Origin of the sequence: Actinoplanes couchii, assembly GCF_016862075.1 — a bacterium.
In the GTDB taxonomy this organism is placed as follows: domain Bacteria; phylum Actinomycetota; class Actinomycetes; order Mycobacteriales; family Micromonosporaceae; genus Actinoplanes; species Actinoplanes couchii.
Genome location: NZ_BOMG01000040.1, coordinates 63,008 through 74,160 on the forward strand (window position 1 = coordinate 63,008; position 11,153 = coordinate 74,160).

Here is an 11,153-nt window from a genome sequence, read left to right on the forward strand (position 1 = left end):
TGCGGTCCTGCTTGCTGTTCCCTCTGCCGGCGGCACACGTTCGGCGCCGCTGGGGACAGTCAACCCGCGCCGGGACCGGCACCGTAGGGCCTAACGTCCCTATGGTGAGCGTCACCGGGCAGGACATCCGCGACGCGGTGCTCGGGCTGGTGCCGACCGCGCTCGCGCTGACCGTGGCATCGTGGCTGCTCGCCGGGCTGGACCTGGGCTACTGGTGGGCCGGTCTCGCGGTGGCGGCGGTGGTCGCGGTCGGTGACGGGCTGACCCGGCCGGTGCTGCGACTGCTGGCCCGCTGGTACGGCGCGGTCGCGGCGCTGTTGCTCGGCGTACTCACGCAGGTGTTGATCGTGGGTTTCACGCTGATCTGGATCCCGCGGATCCGGATCGACGGCTGGGAGACCGTGTTCGTCGCCTTCACCGTCGTCGGTGTGGTCTCAGTGGTGGTGCAGTGGGTGCTCGGCGTGAACGACAGCTCCTACCTGGTCGCCGACCTGCTCCGCCGGGCCCGCCGGCAGGGCGCCGGCTCGGCCCGGGACGGCGCCGGGCTGGTCGTGGTGCAGATCGACGGGCTGTCCCACCCGCTGCTGCGGCACGGCATCACCAGCGGGGTGCTGCCCACCCTGTCCCGCTGGGTCCGGTCCGGCAGCCACGACGCGACCGCCTGGTGGGCCCGGGTGCCGTCGACCACCCCGGCCAGCCAGGCCGCCCTGCTGCACGGCACCAACGACGGCATCCCGGCGTTCCGCTGGTACGACCGGGCGCTCGGCCGCCTCGTCGTCGCCAACCGGCCGGCCGACGCCGAACTCATCGAGAAACGCGCCTCCGACGGGCACGGGCTGCTGGCCGGCGGTGGCGTCAGCATCTCCAACATGTTCAGCGGCGACGCCACCACCGCGCTGATGGTGATGAGCCGGGCCGGTCGCCGCGGCGGGCTCGGGCCGGGCGGCGACTACCTGCGGTTCTTCGCCCGGCCGTTCATCCTGGTCCGGTCCCTGGTGCTGACCGTCGGCGAGATCGTCAAGGAGATCTGGCAGGGGCGGCAGCAGCGGATGCGGGGCATCGAGCCGCGGATCCACCGGCACGGGGCGTACCCGCTGCTGCGCGGGCTGACCAACGTGCTGCTGCGGGATCTGAACGTGGCCCTGGTCGCCGAACACATGATGGGCGGGGCGCCGGTGATCTTCGTCGACTTCGTGGACTACGACGAGATCGCCCACCACGCCGGGGTCGCCCGGCCGGAATCCCTGGACGCGCTGGCCGGAGTCGACCGGGTCCTCGGCACCCTGGAACAGATCGCGGCGGCCGCGCCACGGGGCTACCGGTTCGTCGTCCTCTCCGATCACGGTCAGAGTCAAGGGCCGACATTCCGCCAGATCGCCGGCCGTACGCTGGAGGAAGTGGTCCGTGATCTGCTGTCCTCCCCGGCCTCGACAGTCGCCGCCACCGGAGACATCGAAGGGTGGGGCCTGGTCAACGCGCTGCTCGCCGACCTGCTCGGCACCCAGGGGCCGCTGGGGTTCTTCGCCCGGAAACGCTCCACCGGCGCCCAGGCCGGGATGCTCGTCGGACCGCCCGCCACCGCCGCGACCGGGGATCTCGTCGTGGTCGGCTCCGGCAATCTGGGTCTCGTCTGGTTCCCCCGGCTGGCCGCCCCGGTCACCCTGGAGGATCTGCGGGAACGATATCCGCTGCTGATCCCGGGACTGCTCGGCGAACCGGGCATCGGCTTCCTCGTCGCCGACAGCGCCCGCGGTCCCCTCGCCATCGGGCCCCGCGGGGTGCACGTCCTGGCCGACGGGACCGTACAGGGGGAGGATCCACTCGCGCCGTTCGGGCCACGCGCCGCCGGGGACCTGCTGCGCGTCTCCGGCTTCGACAACGCCGCCGATCTGCTGGTGCACTCCACGCTCGACCCGAGCACCGACGAGGTGCACGCCTTCGAGGAGCTGGTGGGGTGCCACGGCGGGCTCGGCGGCGGGCAGAACGAGGCGGTCCTGGTCCACCCGCGGGACTGGCCGGTGGACGACGATCTGCTCTCCTCCGACGGCCTCCTGTACGGGGCCGATCAGGTTCATCTCCAGCTCAAACGCTGGCTCTCGGCACTGCTGTGAATACTGCGGGACGGTGGTTCGGGATCCGCCCAGTCACCCTTGCCACCGTCCCGGCTCACTCGCGGGATCAGTTGCCGCGCTTGGTGGCCTTCTCCTCGGCGCCCGCCTCGGCGTCCTCGGCAGCACCCGCGTCCTCGGCGCCGGCCTCGTCCTCGGCACCCTGCTCGGCGTCCTCGGCACCGGCGTCGGCAGCGGCGGCCAGCTTCGCGTCGGCCAGGTCCAGGCAGGACTGCAGGAACACGGCCTGAGCCGCGGTCACCGCGGCGGCGGCGTCGACGGCCTCCTCCTCGGCGGCGCCGTTCTCCTGCTCGGCGGCCTCGCCCTTCTGCTTGCCCTTCTCCTTCTCGGCGGCCTCGGCGGCCTGCTCGCGCTTCTCCTTCTTGGCGGCGCGGACGATCTTCGCGTAGCGCTTGGCCTGCGCGCGGTTCTCAGCCTTCTCGGCCGCCGCGTCCTCGGCCGCACCGGCCTCCTCCTCGGCGTTGCCGTTCTCGGCACCCACCGCCGCCACATCGGCCGCGAACGTATCGCACGCCGCCTCCAGCGCCACCGCCGAAGCCTCGGCCGCCTCACCGGCGCCCACCGCCTCGACCGGCGCGAGCTCCTCGCCGTCACAGATCACGGCGCCGGCGTTGATCTCCAGCTGCGCGCACTTCGAGATGTCGAACTGCTTGCCGTCGACGTTCACCAGACCGGCGGCAGCGGCGCCCTCGGCACCGGCCGCGCCCTTGGCTCCGGGGTTCGCTTCAGTACCGGCATTGGCGAGCTGCACACCGACAATGCCACTGACAACGAGAACTCCCGCGACCACCGAAGCGCCGATCACCTTCCGCCGATTGTCCGGGTTACGTCGGTACGAACGCGGCCTCATAATCACTCCTCGTCGTGGGACTTCGATGTCGTCGGTCGGGGTGCGATACGGGCGCCGGTGGCCCACGGGTTCAACGGCTTTTGTCGAATCCTCGATGGACCACCCCTTACCGAGGCGTGAAAGTCCTGTTCAGAGGGCGGGTTGTGCGGTTCCGGAAATTTTTCTCGAAGTCCTGCATTCCGGCTTACGAGTGACGGCGGCCCGGGTGGGGCCGCCGTCATACCCGAATATTGGTTACTTTGTGTGATCGGTGCTGGCTGATCGCCCGTGGTGGCTATCGGACTTCGATCTCGTACAGCGAATAGCCGTACTGATTGCTGCGCCTGACGCCCGTCATCTTCACGTAGCGGGCCACGCTGCCGGCCAGCGAGATCGTCTGCTCGCCGCCGGTGCCGGTCGTCGTCGAGAAGACCCGCTGCCACTGCCTGCCGTCGGCGGAGATCTCCACCCGGTAGGCGGTCGCGTGAGCGTTCTCCCAGCTCAGCAGGACCTGGGAGAGCTGCCATCGGTCCCGTAGGTCCACCTTGATCCACTGGGCGTCGGTGAAACCGCTCGACCACCGCGACAGCGGGTCACCGTCGCAGGCGTAGGCCGGGAGCCATCGTTCCCCCTCGGAGTCCGAGGCGGACACCGCGGCCTTGAGAGCCAGGTTGGTGCCGGAGGGGTTCGCTCTGCCCGGGGGTGTGGTCCGCACCGCGGCCGCCGGTTCGGTGGTGAGCTGTTCGGTGGGGGCGGTCGTGGGCTCCGCGGAACCCGGCACCTCCGCGCTCGCGCTCACGGCCGGACTCGCGCTCGGACTTGCGCCCGCGCTCGGGCTTGTGTTCCCACTCGCGCTCGATGCGCTCTCCACCGCCTCCGCCGAGACCGGTCCGGTGGGGGCGGTGGTGGTCAGGTCCTCGGAGACCGGTGCCACGGCCTCGCCTCGCTGTGGGAGGGCGGCCGCGATCAAGCCGGCCGGAATGGCCACTGCCACCGCGATTCCGGCGGCTATCAGGATCAGGCGGCGGTTTCCGGGCTTGCGCGGTTCACCCTTTTCCCTCTTCTCATCCGGTCTTTTATCCGGCTGTTTTTCCTGGGCATCTACCGCTATTTCCTGAGCTTCTACCGTGGACCTCGGGATGACCTTGGGATAGGCGCCGGTCGGATTCGTGCGCGGGATCTGCGGCATCCGGGTGAGCCGCAGACTGTCCGCCCGGGACGGTTTCCGCTGCTGTTCCCTACCGGTTTCCCCGGCCCCCTCACCGTCGCGCCCGTCCACTCCGGAACCCTCCGCCTTCACTGTGACCCACGCGACTCGGTGATCGCCGCGCGATATCTTGGCCTACGAAGGACACCGCGTGATCGCGGCCGGGCGGTCCGGGCACCGCCGACAGGGCCGGGTGCAGGGACGGGCCTCCTCGAATGTGAATCAGGTCACCACCCGTGTGTCGGGCCGATCCGTTCCGGAACCGGCCCGACCTGGGCCCTCACATCCGACGCTCGGTAGCGACAGGCGTACTGAGAACGGCCTTGCGGACCGCGGTGCGGACCACGTTCTTGAAGTCCCGATCCGACGGCTCCTTGACCCCGATCAACCCCACGGTCAACGACAGGTCCCGGTACGCCACGAAGGCCACCTTTCCGCGCATGCTCATCCGGAGGTCGGGCTCCTTCACATCGAACCGCATCCCCACGGTGATCGACTCGTCGCCCAGCTTCGGGTTCCAGTCCAGCGCCTCCATCTCCAGCTCGGTGCCCGGCGACTTGGTGACCGGGCACTCGTCCAGGACCGTCTCGGTGTCGGTGACCATGTCGGAGGCCACCTCCGGGCCGGTCGCGGCCAGCATCTCGACCACCACGACGCTCTTCTTCTCGTTCAGGAACAGGGCGGTGGCACTGGGCACACCGTCGGGCTTCCCGGTGTACTTCGGCGGCGTCGCACACGGATCCGCGTTCAGCCGGTAACCACCGACCATCGCGGCGAACATCTCGTCGATGTGCGGCATGTCCTGGGCGACGTAGCCCTTCGGCACGTCGTCCTCGGAGAGCACCGCCTTCTCGAGCTGTTTCGCTACCTTTCCACCCTTGTCAGGGGGAGGCGGCGCGTCGCCCTTGTCGACGGGTCGCGGCGCGTCGCCCTTGTCCACGGGTCGCGGCACGCCGCCCTTGTCCACGGGTCGCGGCACGCCGCCCCTGTCGGCGCGTTGCGGCGCCCCGCCCTTGTCGGCGCGATGCGGCTCTCCGCCCTTATCGGCGCGATGCGGCTCTCCGCCTTGGCCGACGTGATGCGACGCTCCGTCCTGGTCATCGGGTTGATCTGCGCCCGGCGGTGGTGGCGGGGCCACCGCGGCCGGCGCCGTTGGAGCCGCCGCGGCCGGTCCCACCACAGTTGTCAGCCCCAGTCCGGCGGAAAGCACGAATGCCGCCGGAAGCACGATTATTTTGTGTTTTAATACCCCCATTCCCTCACCCTAGTCAGCAATTTTCCGCCCATCCGGCGAATGCCCGACAACGATTTCAAAAACGGCGACCCGGCCCGCGGCGGCCTCGAACTGCCCCGGATCCCCCGCGGTGACCAGCCCGAGCTTGACGAAGAACGCCACCCCACCCGGAACCTCGGTGGGAAACGCCCGCATCACCGCCCCCTTCAGCCCCGGATCGGTGATTTCGACAAGCCCGACCACGCTCCGCTTCCGCCCGGCGGCAAGCACCCCGCGACCGGCGGCCCGAACATTCCGGGCCCAGTCCCCGTCCGGCAGCCCCGCCACCACGAACCGCCGCCCCCGGACGGTCAACGGCGACACCGGGGTGACCCGCTCCCGCCCACTACGCCGCCCGGCGACGGTGAGCACATGAACGGTCCCCAGCGGCACCCCTAGCCGACTGAGCCCCCGAACCACCCGATTGGCGAACGGCAGCCACTTGGGCAGCCCGGACACGACACGCCGAGACATCCAAATTCCTTTCGACGATCGAAGCTTTTCCTAGAAGGTATATTCCTTCGAGTGTCGAAGCAATCGCCGCCACCTGCCGGGCCCACCACGTCGGCCCACCACGCCCCGAGCCCCCCAGCCGTCCCCCCATCCAGCCCGGCGCCCATCCCGGCATCCAGCTCGCAGTCCAGCCCGGTGCCGCCGCAGATCAGGCCGGCGCCTATCCCGCAGTCCAGCCCGGCGTCCAGCCGGGTGCCAAGCCCGGCATTCGTCCCGGCACCCGTCCCGACACCCGTCTCGGCGCCCGTCCCGACACCCGTCCCGGCGCCCGTCTCGGCGCCCGTCTCGGCGCCCGTCCCGGCACCGGGGCCGCTGGTCGCCGACGCCACCCCCGCCCACGAGGCGACCGGAGACCTCCTCGCCACCCCAGGTGCCCTCGCCACCCCGAGCCGACCCACCAGCACAGACCTCCCCGGGGCCGCGGGTGCCCTCGCCACCCCAGGTGCCCTCGCTACCCCGAGCCGGCCCGCCGGCACAGACCTCCCCTGGGCCGCGGGTGCCCTCGCCACTCCAAGCCGCGCCGGCAGCACAGACCTCCCCGCCACCCCGGACAGCCTCGCCGCTCCAAGCCTCCTCACCAGCTCAGACGCCTCTGGGACCGCGGACTTCAAGGGCGTTGCCACCGATACCGCTGAAATCGAAGGTCGGGCAGGCGACACCACGAACTTCGAAGAAGGCACGGGCAGTACCAGGAGCAGCGCGGGCACACCCGGCAGCAACACGGGCAAAGCCAGGAGCAGCGCGGACACGACCGCGAGCAACACGGGCACAACCGGGAGCAACGCGGGCATAGCCAGGAGCGGGGCGGGCAGCAGCGTGAACACGACCGCGAGCAGCGCGGGCGGTACTGCGGGATTTGGGGCCGGGTTTCGGGGTGGGCCGAGGGCGGGGATCGCTGGGGCCGCCGGCTTCGATGCCACTTCGGCTGCTGCAGAGGCTGCTGCCGGGTTCGGGGCTTCTACCGACGAGGTTGATGAGGCCGCGGCGGAAGCGCTCGGAGTCAACCGGACCGATCTGCGGATCCTAGGATTGGTTGTCGAAGCCGGGACGGTGACCGCCGGGAACCTGGCCACCGCGGCCCGTCTCAGCCCGGCTGCCACTACCGCGGCCATCCAACGCCTTTCCGCGGCCGGCCATCTGCGCCGTGAGGTCGATCCGGCCGACCGCCGCCGGGCCGCGGTCACGATCACCCCGGGCACGGCCGAACAGCTCGACAGGTTGTACGGCCCGATCGCCCGCGCCGGGCATGCCCTCCTGTCCCGCTACTCCCCCACCGAACTGGCCTTGATCACCGAGGTCCTGAACGCGGGCCGCCGCCTGCAACTGGCCGAGGCCGAACGCATCCGCACCACACCACCGACACCCCACTGACCCACACCACGCGGAGTCTGGCCCGCCATCCCGATGACCCCCACCGCGCAAAGGCCTCTCGCCACCCCACGTGGTGGCTCGACCCGCAGCTCACCGCACGCCGGTGGGACCGTGATCAACGTGATCACGTTGGGGTTCGAACGACGGTCCGGCACGAACGGGACGAAGGACCAGCGCGCGCGGGCAGGCCAGGGCCAGAGCAAGTGCGGGCGCGCAAAGGGCGGGCGCGCAAAGGGCGGGCGCGCAAAGGGCGGGCGCGCAAAGGGCGGGCGCGCAAAGGGAAGGTCAAACGCGGACACGCGCGGAAGATGGGCCAGGCACAAGCCAGGCGGAATATGGGCCAGGCGGAATATGGGCCAGGCGGAGGTGAGCCAGTCATGGGCCAAACGGAGGTTAGCCAGGCGTAAGCCAGGCGGAGGGCAAGCCAGGCGTGGGCCGGGCGGAAGATAGGTAGTCGGAAGTTAGGCCGGGCGGAGGGTAAGCCAGGCGGAAGATGAGCTGGAACTCGCCGCGGTGATCACCCGGACGCTGTACCAGGAATACCCCGGCGACTGGCACATGAGCGTCCACCGCGTCCCGGGCGGAAGGTGTGCCGGGCGGAAGCTGTGCCGGGCAGAGGGTGTGCCGGGCAGAGGGTGTGCCAGGCGTTGGGTGGTGGGTCAGGATCGGTGGGCTATCCGTCCTCCTACGACGGTCATGGGGAAATCGATTTCGGACAGCTCGTCGGCGGGGGTGGTCAGGGGGTCTCGGGAGAAGACCGTCAGGTCTGCCGCATGGCCGGGGATCAGGCGGCCCGTCACGTCGGACAGGCCCTCGGCTGCCGCCGCCTCCGACGTGTAGCCCTCCAGTGCCATCCGGGCGGTCAGCGCCTGTTCCGGCAGGACCGGTTCGACGTCGCGGGAGCCGGCGGGACGGCGTAGGCGGGCCGCCGCCATGATCTCGCGCGGGTCGAACGGGGCGATCGGCCAGTCCGAACCCAGGACCAGGCGGGCGCCGCGGTCGCGGAGGTCGCGGGCCCGGAACGCCCGGTCGGCGCGGCGTTTGCCGAGGCGGGTGGACCAGTTGTCGGTGTGGTCGGCGCGTACGTAGCCGGTGCAGTGGGTGGGTTGCATGCTTGCCGTCACGTCCAGGGCGGCGAGCTGGTCGATCAGCTCGGTCGGCATGGTCTCCAGGTGTTCGATCCGGTGCGGAACCGTGGTGCGGGCCAGGCCGGCGTAGGTGTCGAGCACGTACCGGACCCCGGCGTCGCCGATGGCGTGGGTGACGATCGGGATGTCGTGCCGGGCCAGGAACCGGGCGGCGGCCGCGTAACCGGCGGGGTCGGGCCACAGGCAGGCGGTCGATTCGCCGTGACTGTCGGGTTCGTCCAGCCAGGCGGTGCCTCCGTCGATCGTACCGTCAATCATGAATTTGGCTCCTCGCACTTCCCAGCGACGGCCCGCGAGGTGTTGCCGGGCGATCACGTCGTCGAGCCCGTCGCGGCCGGCGCCGGGCATCACGAACGGGGCGCACCGCCAGCGGACCGGCAGGTCACCGTCGTCTTCGAGGGCGCCGAACAGGTCGAGCGAGTCGGCTTCGAAGTCCATCGCGTTGGCGGCGGTCAGGCCGCACGCCGCCATCCGGCGCAACAGGGCGGCGAGCCGGGCCCGGCGGTCGGCCGGCCCGTCGTCCGGCAGCAGCACCCGGACCAGGTCGAACGCTTCGATCTCGAGCAGGTGCCCGGTGGGCCGCCGGGCCGCGTCGCAGACCACGCTCGCGCCGGACGTGAACGTGCGCGGCCCGGTGATCCCGGCGAGTTCCAGCGCCCGCGGGCTGACCAGCGCCGAGTGCGCGTCGAAGAGCAGCAGGAAGACCGGGATGTCCGGGCCGACCGCGGCCACCAGCGGTTCGTGGGTGATCGGCGCGCCGGCGAAGACGTTGGGGTCGAGTCCCCACCCTTCCAGCCAGCCTCCGGGTTCGACTGCCACACCCCGCAGAGCACATTCAAGATCATTTATCGTACGTACGCCGGACAGGTCCACTCCACGAGTAAGCCCGATACCCATGACCGGATGGAAGTGGCCGTCCACCAGGCCCGGGGTGATCGTGGCGTCACCCAGGTCGATCACCTCGGTGCACGGTCCACGCCAGTCCCGGGCGCCGGAACGGTCCCCGAGCGCGGTGATCACTCCGTCGGCGACGGCGATCGCGGTCGGCAAACCGTCGCCGGCCAGGGTGTGGATCCGGTCGGCCATCAGAATCAGATCGGCGGTGCTCACGTGGCGCTCCCTCCGCACGGCGGCCCTCGACCTTTAGTACCGGCGAATCGGAGTCCGGGTTCACACACCTTGTCCGGAACCCGGCCGTAACCACTCTCACCAGGCGATATCCGTCGTACAGAGTTGCGTCGATACGCGAAGCTGTGCACCTGACCCCTGCTACCCCGGGAACGCCGTGACGACCTCGTACCCCTGCCCCCGCTGCGGCGCCCCCGCAGCCCTCCCGGACGGATGCCCGGCGTGCGGGGCCGGCCCCGATCCCGAAGCCGCCGAGGTGATCCGTCTCGACGGCGAGATCGTCGAACTCGGGCAGCAGCTGACCGCGGCCCGCACCCGGGTGGCCGAGCTGGGCACGCGAATCCACGACATCCGTAACCGGCGCATGGACCTGGCGGCCCGGGTCGTCGCCCGCCGCAACACCCTGCCACCGCCGGCTCCCGTCCCGGCACCTGTTCCCACGCCTGTCCCGGCGCCCGTTCCCACGCTTGTCCCGGCGCCTGTTCCCACGCCTGTCCCGGCGCCCGCTCCCACCCCTGTCCCGGCGCCCGTTGCCGCACCCGGCCCGGCACCCGTTTCGGCTCCGGTTTCTGCGCCTGTTCCCGGGCCCTTTCATGCGCCGGTCTCCGGGCAGCACACGGAGCCGAAGCTCAGCACGATCACCGTGCAGAACGTCCTGTTCACCCTCGGCGGCATCCTGCTGCTGGTGGCGGCGTCGGTGTTCACCGCGGTCGCCTGGGCCCAGGTGGGCGTGACCGGCCGCGCACTGCTGCTGGCCGCCGCGACTACCGCGGTGCTGGCGGTCCCCCCGTTCGCCACCCGCCGGGGCCTGCGCGCCGCCGCCGAGACCCTCGCGATCGTCGGCCTGCTGATGATCCTGCTGGACGGTTTCGCCGCCTGGGCGGTCGGTCTACTGTGGGTGCGCGATGTGGACCCGTCCGGGTACACGGCCGGGGTGCTGGCCGCAACCGCCACGATCTCCGCCGGTTATGCAAAGCTGACCGGCTTGCGCGGCCCCCGCATAGCGGCTCTCCTGCTGGCCCAGCCGGTCTTCCCACTACTGGCCACCGCCACCGACGCCGGCCCGACGGGTTGGTCCCTGTCCTTCCTTGCCGTGCTGCTGCTGAACATCGCTTTCCTCCAACTCCCCAGCTACCGCCGCCCCACAGCCCCAGCCGCCGGTTCCAACGGCGCCCCGGCAAGTGGGCAAACGCCCACTACCCCACTTCCCGTTTCGGGACAACCAGCCTCTGCCGGCGAACTGGCCACGGCCATGCCGCCCTCCGCGCCGGGTCAGCTCGGACAGCCAGGCTTTGCCGGTGGACCGGGGTCTGCCGGCGGGCCGGGGTCTGCCAGTGGACCGGACTTTGCCGATGGGTCGGGGTCTGCCGGTGGACCAGGCTTTGCCGATGGGTCGGGGTCTGCCGGTGGACCAGGCTTTGCCAGTGGGCCGGGATCTGCCGGTGAACCGGGATCTGCCGGTGGACCGGGATCTGCCGGTGGACCAGGCTTTGCCAGTGGGCCGGGATCCGCCGGTGGGCCGGGCTTTGCCGGCCAGCCTGGGTATGCCGGTGGG

Annotated in this window: 7 protein-coding genes and 1 pseudogene; 3 read left to right on the top strand and 5 right to left on the bottom strand. The window is 70.9% G+C overall.

Annotation, left to right across the window (positions count from 1 at the left end; all coding sequences use genetic code 11):
• Nucleotides 1–104: 104 nt before the first annotated feature.
• Nucleotides 105–2,111, top strand: a complete 2,007-nt coding sequence (locus Aco03nite_RS14040; protein WP_203795514.1) for an alkaline phosphatase family protein — start codon at nt 105–107, stop codon at nt 2,109–2,111.
• 67 nt (nt 2,112–2,178) lie between these two features.
• On the opposite strand, the gene Aco03nite_RS14045 is transcribed toward Aco03nite_RS14040, so the two are convergent.
• From Aco03nite_RS14045 to Aco03nite_RS14060, 4 genes are all read right to left on the bottom strand, one after another.
• Nucleotides 2,179–2,880, bottom strand: coding sequence for a hypothetical protein (locus tag Aco03nite_RS14045; protein ID WP_203795515.1), 702 nt, complete (start codon nt 2,878–2,880; stop codon nt 2,179–2,181).
• 373 nt (nt 2,881–3,253) lie between these two features.
• Nucleotides 3,254–3,757 (bottom strand): discoidin domain-containing protein, encoded by a 504-nt coding sequence (locus tag Aco03nite_RS14050; RefSeq protein ID WP_203795516.1) that lies wholly within the window; start codon nt 3,755–3,757, stop codon nt 3,254–3,256.
• Nucleotides 3,758–4,445: 688 nt separating this feature from the next.
• Complete coding sequence (locus tag Aco03nite_RS14055) at nt 4,446–5,117, bottom strand: hypothetical protein (RefSeq protein WP_203795517.1); 672 nt, start codon at nt 5,115–5,117, stop codon at nt 4,446–4,448.
• Nucleotides 5,118–5,429: 312 nt separating this feature from the next.
• Nucleotides 5,430–5,912, bottom strand: a complete 483-nt coding sequence (locus tag Aco03nite_RS14060; RefSeq protein WP_203795518.1) for a nitroreductase/quinone reductase family protein — start codon at nt 5,910–5,912, stop codon at nt 5,430–5,432.
• An 855-nt stretch (nt 5,913–6,767) separates the two neighbouring features.
• Between Aco03nite_RS14060 and Aco03nite_RS54050 the strand changes: the two genes are divergently transcribed.
• Nucleotides 6,768–7,322, top strand: a complete 555-nt coding sequence (locus tag Aco03nite_RS54050) for a MarR family winged helix-turn-helix transcriptional regulator (protein ID WP_275415865.1) — start codon at nt 6,768–6,770, stop codon at nt 7,320–7,322.
• A 659-nt stretch (nt 7,323–7,981) separates the two neighbouring features.
• On the opposite strand, the gene Aco03nite_RS14070 is transcribed toward Aco03nite_RS54050, so the two are convergent.
• The gene (locus Aco03nite_RS14070) at nt 7,982–9,580 is read right to left on the bottom strand and encodes an amidohydrolase (RefSeq protein ID WP_239145149.1); all 1,599 of its coding nucleotides are present in this window, start codon (nt 9,578–9,580) and stop codon (nt 7,982–7,984) included.
• Between the two features lie 175 nt (nt 9,581–9,755).
• Here Aco03nite_RS14070 and Aco03nite_RS54055 point away from each other — a divergent pair.
• Nucleotides 9,756–11,153 (top strand): annotated as a pseudogene (locus Aco03nite_RS54055) (hypothetical protein); the annotation flags it as partial.